Below are 19,654 nucleotides of genomic sequence, written 5' to 3' on the forward strand. Positions count from 1 at the left end.
TGTTGGTGGGCACAAAGGTCAGTAAATGTGGCCAGAATGCAAAGCTGTCTTGTATTCCGATGGACTAAGAGTAATGTGTGGATGTGCACATCTGCACATTAAATCACTTTCTTTGTGAAGAGCTTCTCACTATCAAAACCGGTTCCAGCACTACCTTTTCTGCCGGCCGGTCTTCGGCAGGTTCTTTATTAAGCACTGTTTTCAGGAATAAGCGGGCTGCTTCTTCACCCATTTTTACGGTTTGCTGGTCTACAGTGGAAAGACCGGGATGCACCAGCTCACCAAAAGCTTCATTGGCAAAGCCTATTACGCCGGTTTGCTGCGGTATCTGTATATTATAGGCCTGCAGCTGTTGTATTACGCCCATAGCAGTATAATCTTCCAGCGCAAATACGGCGTCAAAGGGAATGCCCTTCTCCCGCAGCTGCCGTATGCAGGAGCGGCCGTATTCAATGGAGAACTGTCCTTGCAATATCAGCTCTTCCTGCAGGGGTATGCCGTAACGTTCCAGGGCATCTTTATAACCGCGCAGCCGTTCCTTAAAAATGGGCATGTTCTGCGCGGCGGTAATATGCACAATACGCCGGTAGCCTTGCTGTATCAGGTGCTCAGTAGCCATAAAGCCGCCCTGGTGGTCATCAATGGTTACGGTAGGAGTGTTCAGCGCATCCAGGGTACGGTCAAAGAAAATAAGGGGAATGTTGCGCTTTTTAATTTCCTCGTAATGCCCATACTGCTCCGTTTCCAGCGTTACGGAAGAAATGATCCCATCCACCCGCGACTGTAAGAACGTTTCAATTCCCTTCACTTCCTGCCGTTGCATTTCATTGCTCTGGTACAGGAGTATGCTGTAGCCATTCTCATTCATTACCTTTTCAATACCATGTACCACAGAGCTGAAAAAGCTTACATGCAGGCTGGGTACAATCACCCCTATAACATGCGTGCTGCCGGAGCGCAGGGAGCTGGCCAGCTTGTTCTGCCGGTAGTTGAGCCGCTCAGCTGTTTGGTGTACGGCCACCCGGGTAGCCTCGCTAATGGCCGGGTTGTTGCGCAGGGCCCGTGCTACGGTAGAAAAGGTGATATTCAGCTCCCGGGCTATATCGTGAATAGTAGTTTTTTTCATTTTGCACCACAATTTTAAGAATAGGCTTTTGTTTTTTCAAGGTTTATTTTATTTTTATGCCAACGTTGGCATAAATTGTCAAAACGTTCCACTTTCACCATTTTTAAAACTGATACCTTACTCTATGGCAAACATTGTCACAGGCAGCAAAGAATTTTTCAAAGGTATAGGCGCCATCAAGTATGAGGGGCCTGCTACCGACAACCCGCTGGCATACCGCTGGTACGATGAGAATAAAGTAGTAGCCGGTAAAACCATGAAAGAGCACCTGCGTTTTGCAGTGGCCTACTGGCATTCCTTCTGCGGCAACGGCGCCGATCCTTTTGGCGGCCCTACCCATATTTTCCCCTGGGATGAAAAAGGGGATGCAGTAGAAAGAGCTAAAGACAAGATGGACGCTGCTTTTGAGTTCATTACCAAGCTGGGTATGCCCTATTACTGCTTTCATGATGTGGATGTAGTAGATTATGGGAACGATGTAGCTGAGAATGATAAAAGGCTGCAAGCCCTGGTAGATTATGCTAAGACCAAACAGTCTGATAGCGGGGTAAAGCTGCTATGGGGTACCGCCAACCTGTTCTCACACCGCCGTTATATGAATGGCGCTGCCACCAACCCTGATTTTCATGTGCTCAGCCATGCGGCGGCGCAGGTAAAAGCAGCGCTGGATGCTACCATTGCGCTGGGGGGCGAAAACTATGTGTTCTGGGGCGGCCGTGAAGGTTATATGAGCCTGCTGAACACCAATGTAAAGCGGGAGCAGGAACACCTGGCCCGTTTCTTACATACCGCTAAGGACTACGCCCGCAAGCAGGGTTTTAAAGGCACCTTCTTTATAGAGCCTAAGCCCTGTGAGCCTACCAAACATCAATATGATTACGATGCGGCAACTGTGATCAGCTTTTTACGCCAGTACGACCTGCTGAACGACTTTAAGCTGAACCTGGAAGTGAACCACGCCACCCTGGCCGGCCATACCTTCCAGCATGAGCTGCAGATAGCAGCAGATGCAGGTTTGCTGGGTTCTATTGATGCCAACAGAGGCGATCAGCAGAACGGCTGGGATACAGACCAATTCCCCAACAATATCAACGAGGTAGCGGAATATATGCTCATTATCCTGGAAGCCGGTGGCTTCAAAGGCGGTGGTATTAATTTCGATGCCAAGATCCGCCGTAACTCTACTGATCCGGCAGACCTGTTCCATGCACATATTGGTGGCATTGATACCTTTGCCCGTGCGCTGGTAGTGGCAGATAATGTGCTGCAAAAATCAGAGTACCGCAAGATCCGCCAGGACCGTTATGCCTCTTTTGACAGCGGTAAAGGAAAGGATTTTGAAGCCGGGAAGCTGTCGCTGGAAGACCTGCGCGCCTATGCTATTGAAAAAGGTGAGCCAGCATCCATCAGCGGCAGGCAGGAATACCTGGAAAATCTCATTAACAGATACATTTAACACGACACAACTATCAATTTTCCTGGTCCGGTAAGCATTTTCTTACCGGACCAATTTTTTTTGCTTTCTTTGTAGGGACAACCGGCGCCGTTCATTCCTCATAGTACCATACCCTATACACGAATAGAACCACCGCAGCCGGCACAAAGGCCTGAATATCAGTTTGGATCTCGCGGTAAGAAGTAATCAACCACCGGAATCAACCATCGTTGTTACTGAAAATTTTTTTGCTAAATAATAAGGTTGTATATTAAAAAAAATTGAATATTTTTCTTTCAAAGTAGACCATTTAGCTGTTAAAAGGTGTCCTTACTGCACATTTTTCTAATCAGGGGCATTGGCCGTTCTCACCTTAAAATAGGTAGGGCCCTGAGCTTCGTATATATTTCCTGTAATAGTTGTCATATCCCAAATATGCAAAAGTATGACCGCCGATCCCTGCTTATGTCTTATAAATTCTTGTTTTCATTATTCTTTGCATTAGCAGTACTGTCGCCAGGTTTAAAAGCACAATATAAACCGGTGGGTAAGCGCATTTCCTTTGTTGGGAAAAATGTGCGCCTGGCCGACTTTTTCAACGTGGTATGGGACCAAACCCATATGCAGGCTTTCTATAATGATGAACAGCTGAGCAGTGAAGAAAGGATCACGGTAGAATTCAGACGGGAGCCCCTGGACAATGTGCTGGCCTTTCTGCTGCGCAAAAAACAGCTTACCTGGTACTACCGGGAAGAAACTTTTGTGATACTGCCCAAAAAGCCCGGAGAACCGGACCTGGGCCAGATGCCGGATGAAGCTACCATGAGCATTCCCGGTGTAGTAACAGATAAAGGTGGTGTTCCCCTGCAGAACGCTACTGTTGTTGTAAAAGGCGGCCGCAGAGGCGCCTCCACCTCAGAGGCCGGAAAATTCCTGCTTTCCGGCATCCGTAAAAAAACATTCCTGAGCATCAGCTGTATAGGATATTCTCCCAAAGACGTACAGGTATTTGATGATGATACTTTAAAAGTACAGTTAACGCCTGCTGTTACCGGCCTGGATGAAGTACTGGTAATTGCCTATGGTACCAGCACCCGCCGTAACCTTACCGGCGCAGTAAGCGAGGTTACTTCAAAAGATATTGCCCAGCAGCCGGTGTCCGATCCCTTGCTGGCTATGCAGGGCCGCATACCGGGCCTCAATATTACCCAAACATCCGGCCTGCCGGGAGCAGAAGTAAAGGTGGAGCTGCGCGGCCGTAACAGTATTGCCGCCGGTAATAACCCCTTGTATATTGTAGATGGCATACCTTTTCCGGGTACGGCGCTCACGTTTAATAATATAGCCGTAGATGACCGTTCCATTAGCGCATTAGGCGCCTCCAACCCGCTCAATATGATCAACATAGCGGATATTGCCAGCATTGATGTGCTGAAGGATGCAGATGCCACCGCTATTTATGGATCACGTGGCGCTAATGGTGTAATACTCATCACTACCAAAACAGCTAAGCAGGGCCGCATGAAAATGGATGCCAACATTTACAGCGGTGTTGGCACTATGGGGCATAGCACCAACTATTTGAATACGCAGCAATACCTGCAAATGCGCCATGAGGCATTTAAGAATGATAAAACTGCCCCCCAACCATCTGATTATGATATAACATTATGGGATACCACTCGTTATACCGACTGGCAAAAAGAGTTGTTGGGTAAAACAGCAAAAATCACGGATGGGCAAATTGCCTTTTCCGGTGGCGACTCTACCATACAGGCCCGTATAAGCGGCGGTTACCGCAGGGAAAGTACTATTTACCCCGGCAATTTTAATTATCAGAAAGCATCCGGCCGTATTAACCTGAACATGCTTTCACACGATAAACGTTTGAAGCTGACCATAGGCGCCAGCTATGTGGCGGATAAGAACTATTTACCAGCCAGGGAAATGGCGGAATTTATAGCAACACCGCCAACAGCGCCGGCTATCTATAAAGATGGGCAGCTGAATTGGGAGGATGGCACTTTTGATAATCCCATGGCTTCCTTTTTAAAGACGTACAATGCGAAGACCAGTAACCTCATGACCAATGCAGTACTAAGCTATAACATACTGCCTGGTTTACAGATAAAGGCAAACGTAGGGTATAACCTGATGGAAATGCATGAGGTACAACCCAATCCAATAACCGCTTTCAACCCGGCGTATAATCAGCTGGGGTTTTCCTACTTCGGTAATGGCAGCAGTAAAAGCCTGAGCGTAGAGCCACAGCTCATTTATAAAAGATCCGTAGCTAAAGGCGAGCTTGAAGTATTGGTTGGTACAACCTACCAACAGGAAATAAGGAGCCAGGATGGGTTCTATGCTTTTGGATATGCCAATGATGATCTGTTGGAAAGTATGACAGCAGCCTCCAGTATTCAAAAATTGGGAGAATCATATTATAAGTATCATTATAACGCATTGTTTGGGCGTATCAATTATAACTGGGAGGGCAAATACATCATTAACCTTACCGGCAGGAGAGATGGTTCCAGCCGCTTTGGCCCGGGCAGGCAGCTGGCCAATTTTGGATCTGTAGGCGCCGCATGGATCTTTTCCAGGGAACACTGGGTGGAGAATACACTGCCTTTCCTGAGCTTTGGTAAGCTGCGCGCCAGCTACGGCCGTACCGGTAACGACCAGATAGCAGATTACGGTTATTATGCCAGCTATTCTACCTCTCCGCCTTATTCCGGCCTGGGAGGTTTATCGCCTACCCGTTTATACAATCCCAATTATGGATGGGAATTGAGCAACAAGGCAGAAGCAGGGCTGGAGCTGGGTTTCCGGCAAGACCAGGTGCTCTTCAGGGCCAGCTATTATCATAACCGTTCATCTAACCAGCTGGTAAGATATCCCTTATCCGGTTTAAGTGGTTTTGATTTTATTATTGATAATTACCCGGCTGTTGTACAAAATACAGGATGGGAGTTTGAGCTGAATACCGTGAATATAAAACATAGACATTTCAGCTGGAATACCAGTTTTAATATCAGTATCCCCAATAATAAGCTGCTTGCATTCCCTAATCTTGAGAACACGCCCTATAATAATTATTTCACGGTAGGGCAGCCACTAAACATCACCAAAGGATTTCATTATACAGGCGTGAATGATAAAACAGGTTTCTATGAATTTGAAGATGTGGATGGAGACGGCAAAATAATAGCGCTTACAAAGGATTACAATTTTACAAAGAGAACCGGCAGCATTTTTTATGGTGGTTTGCAAAACAGCCTGCATTATAAAGGCTGGCAGCTGGATGTGCTGTTCCAGTTTGTAAAACAGAACCGGTATAATTTTCTGTATACACACCTGATGCCGGGCATGATAGACAACCAGCCAGTAGAAGTATTGGGGCGTTGGCAGGTAGCCGGTAATCACAATGGCATGCAGCAGTTTTCTCAAATGCTGGATAATGCATATACCGCTTATTTGAATATGCAAAGAAGTGATGCTATCATTACAGATGCTTCCTATGCCCGGCTAAAAAACCTGAGCCTCAGCTATCACTTACCGGAAAAATGGATGCGTAGCGCACATTTACAAAGCACCCGGATCTATTTACAGGGGCAAAACCTGTTTACCATTACCAATTATAAAGGAAGAGATCCGGAAGTTGCAGGAGATCATGAAATATATCCGCCATTAAGGATCTGGACATTAGGATTACAATTAGTACTTTAATAGCATTCAATAATGCAGCTAAAAAAACAGCACATAATACTCTGGCCGCTTTTTGCAGGAAACCCCTGGAAAAATAGCGCTGTTGCAGGTATTATGATGTTAGTATTTGTTGTTGTTATAAGCGGCTGCAAAAAACTGATAGAAGTACCGGTACCGCCTACAGAAACAACACCCACTACTGTTTTTACCAGCGATGCAAATGCAACATCTGCAGTAATTGGCATTTATGGAGATATGATCAGCAGTAAAGGTTTTGCCAGTGGTAATTCCAGGAGCATTACTTTTTTAGGTGCACTGTCTGCCGACGAGCTGCAAAATTATTCCAGCTTAACAGCGCCCCGGGAATTTTATGAAAATAGCCTGAACAGTAATAATTCGGTAGTGGAGAACCAGTTATGGGATGAAGGTTATCACTACATTTATGCCGCCAATTTATTGCTGGAAGGGCTGGAAAAATCCCAGGGAGTAAGCCCGGGAACAAAGGCGCGGCTGAGAGGGGAGGCCTTGTTTATACGGGCTTTTTGTCATTTTTACCTGGTTAACCTATTTGGAGATATCCCTTACCTGGAAGTAACAGATTATACCAAGAACATAGTTAGTTACCGGCAATTGAGAACAACGGTTTATGATCATATTACTGCAGACCTGGTGGAGGCGCAATCATTGTTACCTGACAATGCAGAAAGGGTACGCCCGAATAAATGGGCTGCCACTGCTTTCCTGGCCAGGGTTTATTTATATGCCGGTAAATGGGAGGCGGCGGCAACGCAGGCTGGAAAAGTGATCAATACTACAACTACTTATCAGTTAGAGAAGTCGCTGAATAAGGTATTTCTTATAAAAAGTAATGAGGCCATCTGGCAATTATTATCCAACAGCGCGGGCGTAAATACCTGGGAGGGTAAGAATTTTATACTTACAAGGGCGCCTGCCACCGGGGAAACCAATTCTTCGGTTTTAAGCAGCTCTTTATTAAACGTGTTTGAAAATGACGACCAGCGCCGGAGCAGCTGGGTAGATAGTATTACAGTGGGCGCTGCCGGAAAGTATTATTTCCCATATAAATATAAGGTCAAGAGCGACACAGCCATTAATGAAGCATCTATGGTGCTCCGCCTGGCAGAACAATACCTGGTACGGGCAGAAGCCCGTGTACACCTGGGTGATCTTGATGGTGCAAAAGAAGACGTTGACCTCATCCGCCGGCGTGCCGGCCTGCCGGGCACTACTGCTAACAGTGAACCGGCCTTATTAAACGCCATTGCCCATGAGCGGCAGGTAGAATTATTTACAGAATGGGGACACCGCTGGCTGGATCTGAAACGCACCGGCCAGGCCAATACAGTACTGAACAATGAAAAGGCGCCGGGCTGGCAGCCTATGGACACACTTTATCCCATCCCGCAGAACGAGCTTATGCTAAACAAAAATTTAACTCAAAATCAGGGGTACAATTAGGAAAAAATCGAAGAATACTTGTAGATTAGCCATTATATTATAAAATTATTACTGGTATGTCCAGTCCCGGGGGGAAGCGGGGAAAAATATAAAGACACAAAATACAGATTGTTAGGTGAAAAAATTAATCGTTGGGGAGACACAGCCTTGCCACTTCTTTTGCTTATATGCCACTAAGCATTTCACATCTCATTTAATATATCAAAGAAACAGGAACATCCGAAAACCTGCGAAAATTTGGGAACAACACAAAAACTTTTTCAACCAAAGTCCTTCAGCATGAAAAAGAAAGTAATTTTAACCGCCTGCACATTGGCGCTGGTAGCTATTGGTGCATTTGTTACAAAAGCCAATGCCCGTAGAATTAGTGTGCGTTACACGGATACGGCGACAGGGCCACAATGCCTTTATCCAAGATCTTTGCCTGCAGACTGTAGTACAGAAAATACAGGAACTATCTGTTCTTCTGTCTCAGGCTCCCTTACTACTACCTTCTACCAGGGTACCTCCTGCGTTACGCCGTTCTACCGGTTGTAACTGATCAGCATGGGCAAATAGGTAACCAGCTATGACGATAGTGGGGTTAATAAACTAAGGTATTATGTTCAAACGTCTGTTTCGCTTACTCCGGCGTCGCCGGGGAAGGATAGGAATTGCTATTGCCTGTTTTCTGCTAAGCATTGCAGCTATATGGGTGTTGTACGTCGCATCAGATAAAATTAACCACCGGCCTAATGGTTTCATCCGGCTCATTCCGCCGCACCGTGCCGTTCCGGAAAAAATACTGGATGTTAAGTATAACTCCTTCTACATTGCAGGAGCTACGCCTACCCGTATTTTCCTGGGCAATGCCACAGCTGCCACTTTTATCCTGACCACTAATTATACGTTGTCAGATACAGGGCATATGTGGTTAACATTGCCGCCGGAAACAAGGCTGGCCGGACCGGTTACCATCGAGATCGACTCACCGCACCTCTATATGATGGCTGGCCTGCAGGGCACTTTATTGCACACGCTGCTGCCAGACACTCTCCTCAGCCGCCTGCCCGAAGGGCGCCGCCAGTTCTTTAATGCCCGGCCATTATCCCCCGCCTCTTTTATAATGCGAACCTATGACAGCGCCTGGCAACAGAACATACTGGTAAAACGTACCTCGGAAACGGCCTACCTGCGGCCATCTCCGCCGTTGCTGGAGAAGCAGATAGACGGTGTGTTCTGCACAGACGGTGTACTGAGCTACGAGCCTAATACGGCAAAACTCATGTACATGTACTACTACCGTAACCAGTTTTTGTGTATGGACACTAACCTGAACGTACTATACAAAGGCCGGACTATTGACACTACCGCCCATGCTCACATCAAGGTATCCTCCATGGTAGACGTTGGCAAAAGCACCGTTTCCTCGCCCTCCGGCGTGGTAAACCGCTTAAGCTGTATGGACACCCAGTGGCTGTATGTAAATTCAAAACTGATGGCCAACAATGAACGGAAAGAGGAATTTGATAAGGTGTCTGTAATCGACGTGTATTCATTGAAAGACGGCACTTATCATTTCAGTTTTTACCTGCCCAACCTGGGAGAAAAGAAAATACGCAGCTTCCGGGTGTTCAATAAAACATTGGTCGCATTATATGACCACTACGTGTATACGTTCAGGCTAAATTTTTAGGTCCCGGCTTGAACAGAGCGGATCTAAGCTGAAGTAGCGTAGATAAGAAGCCGGATTTTTATCCGGCTTTTTTATTCCTGTAATCAAACCGCAGTCACTGCAGCATTAACGAATTTTCCATGCAGAATTACGTATCTTCTTTTGCATTAACTAATGGTTAATAATACGTAAGAGAATTAAGATCAATTAAGATATGTGGATTGTTGAACTGGCGCATAAGGATACTTTATGAGGGTAGTTATTTGAACACCGGAGCTGTAATAAGGTTACAGGTATTAATAGCAATGCCTCCCTTTATCTAACGTATTGTGATAGTAACTGTTGTGTTGTTTGCAGGCCGTATGTAAATTAATATTCCCCCAAATATTATTTCTATTAAATTCTTGCGCAGATCAAAAAAAAGTATAAACTTTGTGTGGTAATAATAATTACAACCTAAAATGAAAACGGACGATCATTCGATCAACTTCTTTAAAGTTTTTGTTGCCTCTCACTTCAATACCTCACCGCCCCCGGCTATCGTTTAATAAACAGCAAAGGCCCCTGTACCGTATATCAGGCATCGTGTGCTTGCACGTACCAGTACCTGTACCTTTTACTGCCTGAACTACCGCTTTGCGGCGGTTGGTGGCTAACATCACAATTATCATAAATCCCTAATCAAAATGCAAAACGCAGAAATCATCAGATGGGTGATGCTCATCGGCATACCCTTACTATGCCTTGTTTTTTACCGCCTTATTTTGCGGGTATTCTTTGGCGTAGTAATAGTACCGGAAGACCGTATAGGCCTGGTTACTAAAAAGTTTGTACTGTTCGGTAAGCAGGAGCTGCCGGAAGGCCGCATTATTGCGCTGAATGGCGAAGCCGGTTTCCAGGCGCAAACACTGGCCCCCGGTGTATATTTCTGGAAATGGATCTGGCAGTATTCCGTTACTTTTCAGGCCTTTACTATTATACCCACCGGCAAAATTGGCCTGGTGCTGGCAAAAGACGGCGGGGAGCTGGAAACCGGCTCCATACTGGCCCGCAAGGTACCCTGCGATGCTTTCCAGGATGCGCGCGCTTTCCTGGAGAACGGCGGCCGCAAAGGCCGGCAAACAGCCATCATCACACCCGGCTCTTACCGCATCAACACCTTTTTGTTTGAGCTGGAAATGACCGATATGGTAAGCATACCTGAAAATGCCGTGGGCATCGTAACCACGCTGGAAGGTAAGGCCATTGAAGACGGGCAGATAGCAGGTAAGCCCATGGCAGGGCATAACAAGTTCCAGGATGTGGATACCTTCCTGGAAAACGGCGGCTACAAAGGCCTGCAGGAGCAGGTAATGCTGGCTGGTTCCTACTTCCTGAACCCCTGGTTTGCCAAAGTGGAAATGGTGCGCATGACGGAAATTTCCATCGGGCATGTAGGCGTGGTGATCTCCTTTGTGGGCCAGGATGGCGAAGACCTGAGCGGAGTGGAGTTCAAACATGGTAACATTGTGGCCAGGGGCCATAAAGGCGTATGGGCGGAGCCGTTAGGCCCCGGTAAGTATCCCATTAACCCGTACATCATGAAAATTGAAATGGTGCCAACTACCAACCTGGTGCTGAACTGGGCCTCTGCACGCAGTGAAGCGCATCAGCTGGACAAAAATCTTTCTACCATTACCGTGCGTAGTAAAGACGGTTTTACTTTTAACCTGGACGTAGCACAGATCATTCACATACCCACTACAGAAGCGCCTAAGGTAATTGCGCGTTTCGGTAACATGAGCAACCTGGTAACACAGGTGCAGGAGCCTACTATTGGTAACTATTTCCGTAACTCCGCCCAGGATGCAGATGCCATCGACTTCCTGAAAAGCCGTAAGGAACGGCAGGAGAGCGCCAGAAGCCATATTGGCCGCGTATTGGAGCAATATAATGTGCATGGGGTGGATACCCTGATAGGCGACATTGTGCCGCCGGATAGCCTGATGAAAACCTTAACAGACCGTAAGCTGGCCGAAGAGCAGAAGGTAACTTACGAAACACAGATGAAGGCGCAGGAAACCCGCCAGACCCTGGAAAAAGAAACTGCCATTGCAGAAATGCAGAAAGAAATTGTGAAGGCCGACCAGGGTGTGCTGATCGCGGAAAGAATAGCCGATGCTTCTGTAAAGAAAGCCACCGGTGACGCCAACAGCGTGCGTTTGCAGGCCAATGCAGAAGCCGACCGTTTAAAGCTGCTGGCCGGTGGTGAAGCGGAAAAGGTAAGGCTGCTGGCTAAGGCAGAAGCAGAACGCACAGAATGGATAGCCGTGGCCGATGCAGAAAGAATATCCCGCACCGGTAATGCAGAGGCGGAAAAGATCCTGGCCATTGGTAAGTCCAGCGCAGAAGCATACCGCCTGGCTGTAGAGGCCATGGGGGGCGATAACTTTACGCAGCTGAAAGTAATGGAATCCATTGGCGAGCAGCACGTGCGCATTATGCCGGATGTGCTGATCAATGGCAGTGATAACGGCGGCGGCCCTATCAGCGGGCTGCTTGGGCTGCAGCTACTTGAGCAGCTGCGGAAAAAAGCGAATGAATAATTATTGCCGGAATGAACTGTTATTATGCCCGAATTGGCAATTCGGTGCCAACGGGGTTGTCTACTTTTAGGCCAAAGCGACCCTGCTTTGCAGGTGTTTAATTGTTATTACAGATTAGAACTGAAAATGTACGGGAGGTAATCTTTATTACCTCCATTTTTTTTACTGTTCCATATTCCGTACTACTTTCTGAAAATCCCTTGGCAATATGTCAAATGCTTTTTTAAAAGAACGGGTAAAGTTGGCAGTGTTCTGAAAACCGGTCATGTAGGATATTTCCTTGATAGGGTGCTGCTGCCTGCCCAGCAGCTGTTTGGCATACTCCATGCGCTGCGCCTGGTAATACTGGTAACAGCTCATCCCAAACATGGATTTAAACACGCTCTTGAATTTTGTAACGCTCATGTTGCACATGCGTGCCAGCTCTTCCACCGTAAGGGGAGGTGCGCCAAAGTCGCTCACGTAAAGGTCTTTCACCCTGATCACATCCTGCAGGTTGGTATCATAATAAGCTTCCTGCTGTTCTTCCATCGTAAAAAAGTGCAGGTACCATTGGTGTAGCAGGTTATAGGCGGCGCTGATCAGCGCGGGGCGGTGAATGAAAGTAGTGTTGGGCCCTTCGCTGAGCTGCTCAAAGGTTTGATCCATACGGTGCTGTACGCTTAATGGCAGCGGTATAATGCTGCTAAAGGGCTGCTGCTGAATAAAATCCTGGATCAGCCCCTGCCGGGGGGTATCAGCGGCCAGGCGTAGCTCCTCCATGGCAAAGCTGTGCGTCATCATCATTACATATACCCGTTGCCGTTGGCCTGCCGGGAAAAGAAAGCTGCTGCTTAGCTGTGTGCTGTATACAAAAAGGCAATCGCTGTGAATGGAAAGGTCTTGCCCCGTATGGTTGGTATCTGTAAAATAAGGCTGCTGAAAGCCGTAGCGGCAGCCGCTCATATAATAATGCTCCTTTTTTTGCAGCGGGCATACCAGTAATGCCTGCTGCTGCCAGGTAACATCACATAACAGGCAGGAGAGGCCGTTAAACAGCTCCCGGTATTCAATAAAACCGTTACCCAGTGCCCGCGGCAGGTAAATACGGTTATGCTCCGCCTTCACTGTGCTTTTGCCATAAGGTTCAAAAGCCGCTGCCAGCTGTGCCAGCAGGCGTTTTACAGGTCCGGGCGAAAAAGATATGGTGAACAGTTTATCCTTCATGCACCGTCATTACAACAATTAACAAAATACAAAGTTGGCATCACCGGCTAAACGGCCGGCATGTTAAAAACAATTATAAAGAGGGTGAATGGTTATGGCGGGAAAAGGTTGTTATGCCCGTAAATAGTTGGATTACAATTACAAATTACAACCCTCTTAACAAAAAATCATGCCAAAGTCTGAACAGCCTGCCAAACGTTTTGCACTGTTATTATGACCTTTTAGATAATAATTACCGGGGCTCCTTCTTTTCCTTTGTGGTGAGTTTCAAAAAAGTTGATAACACCCAAGAAGTTTTGCCCGTTGCCTGGTTTAATATTGAATAGCCTAACCAGCCGCAGCGGGCTTTTTATTTTTTTCGCTATCTTCGCCGCTTTACATTTTAATTTATGCCCCCAACAGATAGCAGCAACACCATGTTTCAACTGGCGGCAGATTTTATACAGCAAACCAACCGCCATATCTTTTTAACCGGTAAAGCCGGCACAGGTAAAACCACTTTCCTGAAACATATCAGGGAGTACACTGCCAAAAATACGGTAGTGATAGCCCCTACAGGTGTAGCCGCTATTAATGCCGGCGGCGTTACCATGCACTCATTTTTCCAGCTGCCCTTTGGTCCGTTCATACCCGGCACCAAAAGAGGTTTTGGGCAGGATGATGATGTAAGCATGGACCGGCATGCGTTATTCCGCAGCATCCGTTTTAACCATGATAAGAAAGAGATCCTGCGCGACCTGGAGCTGCTGATCATTGACGAGGTGAGCATGGTGCGGGCCGACTCACTGGACGCTATAGACGCTATTTTGCGCCATTTCCGTAACCAGCCCTTGTTGCCTTTTGGCGGGGTGCAGGTGCTGTTCATTGGCGATCTGTTCCAGCTGCCGCCCGTAGTGCCGGATTCTGAATGGCAGATCTTAAAAGAACATTATGCCGGTGTATTCTTCTTTCATGCCAAAGTGCTGGAAGAAGCGCCGCCCTTATATGTGGAGCTGAAAAAGATCTACCGGCAGAATGAAGCCGCTTTTATTGACCTGCTGAACGGTATCCGTAATAATAATGCCACCGCGGCACAGCTGGAATTGCTGAACCAGCGCTACCAGCCATCCTTTACCGGCCAGGAGCAGCAGTATATTGTATTAACCACGCATAACCGCCGGGCCGATGAAATTAATGCCAGCCGCCTGGCGGCCGTGCCTGGGCCTGTTCACCGTTTTGAGGGCACTGTAGAAGGCGATTTCAGTGATAAAGCCCTGCCCACAGAGCTGGTGCTGCAGCTGAAACCCGGGGCGCAGGTAATGTTCATTAAGAACGACCTGGCAGAAGTAAAACGTTATTACAACGGTAAAATAGCCACGGTAAGATCTATTGATAAAGACCGCATTATTGTTACGCTGGCCGGCAGCGGGGAAGACCTGCAGCTGGAAAAGGAAACCTGGCGCAACATCCGCTACACGCATAATAAAACCGATAACCGTATAGAAGAAGAGGAGCTGGGCAGCTTTACCCAGTATCCTATCCGCCTGGCCTGGGCCATTACCATTCATAAAAGCCAGGGCCTCACGTTTGAAAAGGCCATTATTGATGCCGGCAGCGCCTTTGCGCCCGGGCAGGTATATGTGGCCCTAAGCCGCTGTACCTCGCTGGAAGGGCTGGTGCTGCATTCCCGCATTCATGCCGCCGCTATCCGGAATGACGAGCAGGTGATTGCTTTTGCCGCTAAGGAAAATGCGGCCAATGAGCTGGAAGTGCTGCTGGATATGGAACGGCGCGTATTCTGGTCAAACAGTCTGAAGCAGGTATTTAACTGGCAGAAATTGCTGCTGGCTTTACAGGCGCATGCCGCCTGGCTGCCAGGTAAAAAACTGCCGGATATGGAAGCCGCGCTGTTATTAAACAGCACTTTACAGCAAAAGGCTGTACGCCAGCAGGAGGTAGCCCAGAAGTTCCGGCAGCAGTTAGGGAGCCTGCTGGATGTGGTAGTGCAAACGGCCGATCCATCGTCTATACAGGAGCGCATGAATAAAGCCATTGGTTATTTTACGCAGGCGGTGTATGATGAGCTGATCAAACCCTTGCAGGAGCATAAGGCAACGGTAAAAGGCGCCAAACAGCGTAAGTACCAGGACCAGCTGGAAACCCTGGAAGCCGCGCTGTGGTTAAAGCTGCAGCAGGTATGGAAGGCCAGTTATTGTGATACTACCTTTAATGCCGGCTTAACAGATCATAGCCAGCTACGCAACCAAACCACTGCCGCGAAGCCGGGAAAACAGAAGGCAGAAGTGGGCAGCAGCCGCCGTGGCAGCCTGGAGCTGTACCTGGGTGGTAAAAGCATAGCAGAAATTGCGGACATAAGGCAGCTTACCATTGGTACGGTAGAGGGGCACCTGGCCCAATGCGTAGGGGCCGGTGAGCTGGCGCTGGAAAGTTTTGTATCCAAGGAAAAAATAGATAAGATCATGCCGCTCCTTGCCTCTATGGGAGCCGCTGCAGCCGGCGCTATCCGCCAGCGTTTAGGCGATGAGGTAAGTTATGCGGAGATCAGGGCTGTGCAGGGATATAGCAGGCTGTCTTCAGCCAAAAGCTGAGGTGAATTACAAATTGCTCATTACCCCAAATCCACCAACAATCGTTATATTTGCTCCTCGCAATACGTAATTCGTAATTGACAATTCGTAATTACTCATTGTTCCTGCCTGCAACCGTTGCCACATTTCAATTACTATGGCACGACAAAAGAAACTTAAGCTCAGCGTTTTAGACCAATCTCCCATCCGTAAAGGCAGCAATGCCGTGGAAGCACTACAGGAAAGCGTTCAACTGGTGCAATTAGCAGACCGTTTAGGGTTTACCCGTTACTGGGTATCAGAACATCACAATACCGCTACATTAGCCGGCTCTGCCCCGGAAATATTGATTGCCCGCCTGGCAGCAGCCTCTGAGCGCATCCGGGTAGGTTCCGGCGGCGTAATGCTGCCCAATCACAGCACCTTAAAAGTAGCGGAGAACTTCCGTTTGCTGGAAGCCCTGTACCCGGAGCGTATTGACCTGGGCATAGGCCGGGCTCCGGGTGGCGACCGTATTACGGCGCATTTGCTCAACCCATCCAACAGTTTTAATCCCCGGGAATTTGTGCAGCAGGTGGCCGATCTGCAGGCTTACCTGAGTGAGAATGCCAATACCGGCTCTATACACGAAAAGGTAAAAGCCATTCCGCATATAGATACCATGCCCGGTCTCTGGATGCTTACATCCAGTGGGGAAAGCGGCTTGCTGGCCGCTCATTATGGCATAGCCCTTTCCTTTGCCCATTTCATTTACCCCGTAGGCGGCCCGCAGGCGCTGCAAAATTACCGGGAGCAGTTCCGCCCCTCGCCCTGGCTGCAGGAGCCACAGGCCAGCGTGGGCATTTTTGTTTTTTGTGCAGATACAGCCGAAAAGGCACAGCAGCTGCAGTCTGTAATGGACCATCGCCTGCTAAACCTGGAAAAAGGCCGGGTAGATGTAGTACCTTCTTACGACGAGATAAAGGACTACGAATATTCCCCGGCAGAGTGGGAGCGGGTGCTGCATAACCGCGGCCGTATGATCACTGGTACCCCGCCGCAGGTAAAGGAACAGCTGCTGCAGCTGGCCGATGATTATGAGGTAGATGAAATTGTAATTGCCACCATCACAGATCATTTTGAAGACCGCCTCCGGTCCTATGAGCTACTGGCGGAACTCTTTTTATAATCACGCTGAATGCAAAACGCTGAATGCTTAACGCCGAACGCTAACGCAGCCGGGGGGATGTCCGTGCGCAAACCTACATAATCAGCATTCAGCGTTAAGCATTCGGCTTTCAGCGTAATCAACACTAGGTATGTATAGGATAGTTCCTTCTCCACCTTTCTTTATTTTTAGTCATCCTGGCAAATGCACTAAGCATTAAGCTTTTAGCGTTAAGCGCTAAAAAGGACTGATATAAAATACAATTCCACATTTATGCAAGCTATTTTAGGCGTTTTTTTTCATTTCATCGGAGGTTTTGCTTCCGGTAGTTTCTATATCCCATACAAGAAAGTAAAGAACTGGGCCTGGGAAAGTTATTGGATCGTAGGTGGTTTCTTTTCCTGGCTTATAGTACCCTTCCTGGCTGCCTGGATCACCGTGCCGGATTTCCTGGCTATTATCCGCAACACCAGCAGCACCACACTTTTCTGGACCTATTTCATGGGCGTGCTCTGGGGCATTGGCGGGTTAACGTTTGGCCTGGCCATGCGCTACCTGGGTTTGTCATTGGGGATGTCCGTAGCGCTGGGTTATACCTCTGCATTTGGTTCATTGATACCGCCTATTTACCGCGATCTGTTCGGGCATGAGGCAGGCGCTGTAACCTTTTCCTCCATGCTGCACAGCAACAGCGGTTTGCTGGTGCTGGCCGGGGTAGTAGTATGTTTATTAGGCATTGCTATTTGCGGTAAGGCGGGGGTAATGAAAGAAAGGGAATTACCGGAAGACAAGAAGAAAGAGAGCATACAGGAGTTTAACCTGCGTAAGGGGCTGCTGGTAGCCACCGTATCAGGCATCTTAAGCGCCTGTTTTAACTTTGGTATTGAAGCCGGTAAACCCATGGCGGAGATAGCCGTACAGCAGGGCAGCAACCCGCTGTTTCAGAATAACGTGATCTTTGTAGTGCTGCTCTGGGGCGGGCTTACTACCAACTTATGCTGGTGCATGCTGTTAAACGCGCGTAATAAGACCTTTGGTAATTACACGGATAAATCCACCCCGCTGGCCAGCAATTATTTGTTTGCCGCTATTGCCGGCACCACCTGGTTCCTGCAATTCTTCTTTTACGGGATGGGCGAAAGTAAGCTGGGTAACGGCGCCAGCTCCTGGATCCTGCACATGGCGTTTATCATCATGGTATCCAGCCTGTGGGGCATTACGTTAAGAGAGTGGAAAGGGGTAAGCTCAAAAACATACGGCACCATCATAGCGGGGATCATTACTATTATGATATCTGTGTTGTTAGTGGGATATGGTAATTCGCTGGAGTAAGCATAAAGCGTAAAGCACAAAGCACAAAGCAAAACAGAGAAAGCAAAACACAGAGAGCTTTATGCTTTCGGCTTTATGCTTTCAGCTAAAACAAAAATAAAGTACACACAATATGTCAGTTTCTGCATCTACTAATTTCAAACATGTAAGTTATTTATGGGACGAAGCCAAAGCCGCATCCCTGGCTGGTGATGAAGTGGCTTTGTTAATTTACCGTTCTAACCTGCTGGGCGCCGATCTGCGGCTTACCAACTACGGTGGCGGTAATACGTCCTGCAAGGTAATGTCTACCGACCCTTTAACCGGTAAACAAACAGAAGTAATGTGGGTGAAAGGTTCCGGCGGCGACCTGGGTACACTGAAAAAAAGCGGGCTGGCAGCATTGTATGTAGAGCGCCTGCGCGCACTGGAAAATATTTACCGTGGCATTGAGTTTGAAGATGAAATGGTGGAGCTTTTTAACCACTGCATTTTTGACCTCAGCTCCAAAGCCCCCTCTATCGATACGCCTTTACATGGATTCCTGCCCTTTAAACATATTGATCACCTGCACCCGGATGCTGCCATTGCTATAGCAGCTGCAAAAGACGGTAAAAAGATCACGCAGGAGCTGTTTAACGGCACCATTGGCTGGGTGGAATGGCAGCGTCCCGGTTTTGACCTGGGCCTGAAATTACGCCAGTGCCTCAACGAAAACCCGGGTATCCGCGGCATTATGCTGGGCTCACACGGCCTGTTCACCTGGGGCGATACTGCTTATGAAAGCTACATCAACACCCTGGAAGTAATAGAGCGCTGTGCCGCTTACCTGGAAGAAAATCATGGTAAAAAAGGACCGGTATTTGGTGGCGCGCGCTCACAGCCTGCACCCAAAGAAACCCGTCTGCAGCAGGCCGCCGCACTGGCGCCGGTGCTGCGTGGCTTATGCTCCGGTTATACCCGCATGGTGGGTCATTTTACAGATGATGAGCGTGTACTGCAGTTCATCAACTCCAACGACCTGGATCGCCTGGCGCCTATGGGTACCAGCTGCCCCGACCACTTTTTACGTACCAAAATAAGCCCGCTGGTGCTGAACCTGCAGCCTACGGAAGACCTGTCTGATGTAGCAAAGCTGAAAGAAAAGCTGGCCCCGCAGTTTGACGCTTATCGCAAAATGTATGCAGACTATTACAACACCTGCAAACATCCTAACTCACCCGCTATACGCGATGCCAACCCCGTAGTGATCCTGTATCCCGGCATAGGCATGTTCACCTTCTCAAAAGATAAACAACCCGCCCGCGTAGCCGCTGAATTTTATATTAATGCAATTAATGTAATGAAAGGCGCAGAAGCGGTATCGGAATATACATCCCTGCCCCGACAAGAGGCATTCAATATTGAATACTGGTTGCTGGGAGATGCCAGGCGTG

12 protein-coding genes are annotated in these 19,654 nt (G+C 48.0%); 10 read left to right on the forward strand and 2 right to left on the reverse strand.

Annotation, left to right across the window (positions count from 1 at the left end):
- Positions 1–103 precede the first annotated feature (103 nt).
- Positions 104–1,126, reverse strand: coding sequence for a LacI family DNA-binding transcriptional regulator (locus KVT36_RS12735; protein ID WP_217603882.1), 1,023 nt, complete (start codon positions 1,124–1,126; stop codon positions 104–106).
- Positions 1,127–1,250: 124 nt separating this feature from the next.
- Here KVT36_RS12735 and xylA point away from each other — a divergent pair, with 124 nt between their 5' ends.
- The 6 genes from xylA to KVT36_RS12765 all read left to right on the forward strand — a co-directional run bounded on the left by xylA (position 1,251) and on the right by KVT36_RS12765 (position 11,987).
- On the forward strand, positions 1,251–2,582 hold the full coding sequence (gene xylA / locus KVT36_RS12740) for a xylose isomerase (RefSeq protein ID WP_217603883.1): 1,332 nt from the start codon (positions 1,251–1,253) through the stop codon (positions 2,580–2,582).
- Between the two features lie 444 nt (positions 2,583–3,026).
- Positions 3,027–6,290 (forward strand): SusC/RagA family TonB-linked outer membrane protein, encoded by a 3,264-nt coding sequence (locus tag KVT36_RS12745; protein WP_217603884.1) that lies wholly within the window; start codon positions 3,027–3,029, stop codon positions 6,288–6,290.
- A gap of 12 nt (positions 6,291–6,302) precedes the next feature.
- On the forward strand, positions 6,303–7,748 hold the full coding sequence (locus tag KVT36_RS12750) for a RagB/SusD family nutrient uptake outer membrane protein (RefSeq protein ID WP_217603885.1): 1,446 nt from the start codon (positions 6,303–6,305) through the stop codon (positions 7,746–7,748).
- A gap of 279 nt (positions 7,749–8,027) precedes the next feature.
- A complete protein-coding gene (locus KVT36_RS12755) occupies positions 8,028–8,285 on the forward strand; it encodes a hypothetical protein (protein WP_217603886.1) in 258 nt (85 codons plus the stop codon).
- 64 nt (positions 8,286–8,349) lie between these two features.
- Positions 8,350–9,423, forward strand: a complete 1,074-nt coding sequence (locus KVT36_RS12760; protein WP_217603887.1) for a hypothetical protein — start codon at positions 8,350–8,352, stop codon at positions 9,421–9,423.
- Between the two features lie 665 nt (positions 9,424–10,088).
- Positions 10,089–11,987: an SPFH domain-containing protein gene (locus tag KVT36_RS12765; protein ID WP_217603888.1), complete on the forward strand. Its 1,899-nt coding sequence runs from the start codon at positions 10,089–10,091 to the stop codon at positions 11,985–11,987.
- Positions 11,988–12,149: 162 nt separating this feature from the next.
- On the opposite strand, the gene KVT36_RS12770 is transcribed toward KVT36_RS12765, so the two are convergent.
- A complete protein-coding gene (locus KVT36_RS12770; protein WP_217603889.1) occupies positions 12,150–13,193 on the reverse strand; it encodes an AraC family transcriptional regulator in 1,044 nt (347 codons plus the stop codon).
- A gap of 389 nt (positions 13,194–13,582) precedes the next feature.
- Here KVT36_RS12770 and KVT36_RS33070 point away from each other — a divergent pair, with 389 nt between their 5' ends.
- The 4 genes from KVT36_RS33070 to KVT36_RS12790 all read left to right on the forward strand — a co-directional run.
- Positions 13,583–15,781, forward strand: a complete 2,199-nt coding sequence (locus KVT36_RS33070) for a helix-turn-helix domain-containing protein (RefSeq protein ID WP_217603890.1) — start codon at positions 13,583–13,585, stop codon at positions 15,779–15,781.
- A 136-nt stretch (positions 15,782–15,917) separates the two neighbouring features.
- A complete protein-coding gene (locus tag KVT36_RS12780) occupies positions 15,918–16,928 on the forward strand; it encodes an LLM class flavin-dependent oxidoreductase (RefSeq protein WP_217603891.1) in 1,011 nt (336 codons plus the stop codon).
- A 252-nt stretch (positions 16,929–17,180) separates the two neighbouring features.
- Positions 17,181–18,239: an L-rhamnose/proton symporter RhaT gene (rhaT, locus tag KVT36_RS12785; RefSeq protein WP_217603892.1), complete on the forward strand. Its 1,059-nt coding sequence runs from the start codon at positions 17,181–17,183 to the stop codon at positions 18,237–18,239.
- Between the two features lie 112 nt (positions 18,240–18,351).
- Positions 18,352–19,654 (forward strand): bifunctional rhamnulose-1-phosphate aldolase/short-chain dehydrogenase (locus tag KVT36_RS12790; protein WP_217603893.1); only part of this gene is annotated, 1,303 nt, incomplete at its 3' end.

Source organism: Chitinophaga sp. GbtcB8 (assembly GCF_019091455.1).
GTDB lineage: Bacteria > Bacteroidota > Bacteroidia > Chitinophagales > Chitinophagaceae > Chitinophaga.

Bases quoted from the DNA above. Each gene is read 5' to 3' on its own strand.
- KVT36_RS12765 (WP_217603888.1), top strand. From the start codon at position 10,089: ATGCAAAACGCAGAAATCATCAGATGGGTGATGCTCATCGGCATACCC.
- KVT36_RS12780 (WP_217603891.1), top strand. From the start codon at position 15,918: ATGGCACGACAAAAGAAACTTAAGCTCAGCGTTTTAGACCAATCTCCC.
- KVT36_RS12750 (WP_217603885.1), top strand. From the start codon at position 6,303: ATGCAGCTAAAAAAACAGCACATAATACTCTGGCCGCTTTTTGCAGGA.
- KVT36_RS12745 (WP_217603884.1), top strand. From the start codon at position 3,027: ATGTCTTATAAATTCTTGTTTTCATTATTCTTTGCATTAGCAGTACTG.
- KVT36_RS33070 (WP_217603890.1), top strand. From the start codon at position 13,583: ATGCCCCCAACAGATAGCAGCAACACCATGTTTCAACTGGCGGCAGAT.
- KVT36_RS12760 (WP_217603887.1), top strand. From the start codon at position 8,350: ATGTTCAAACGTCTGTTTCGCTTACTCCGGCGTCGCCGGGGAAGGATA.
- KVT36_RS12755 (WP_217603886.1), top strand. From the start codon at position 8,028: ATGAAAAAGAAAGTAATTTTAACCGCCTGCACATTGGCGCTGGTAGCT.
- KVT36_RS12735 (WP_217603882.1), bottom strand. From the start codon at position 1,126: ATGAAAAAAACTACTATTCACGATATAGCCCGGGAGCTGAATATCACC.
- xylA (WP_217603883.1), top strand. From the start codon at position 1,251: ATGGCAAACATTGTCACAGGCAGCAAAGAATTTTTCAAAGGTATAGGC.
- KVT36_RS12770 (WP_217603889.1), bottom strand. From the start codon at position 13,193: ATGAAGGATAAACTGTTCACCATATCTTTTTCGCCCGGACCTGTAAAA.
- rhaT (WP_217603892.1), top strand. From the start codon at position 17,181: ATGCAAGCTATTTTAGGCGTTTTTTTTCATTTCATCGGAGGTTTTGCT.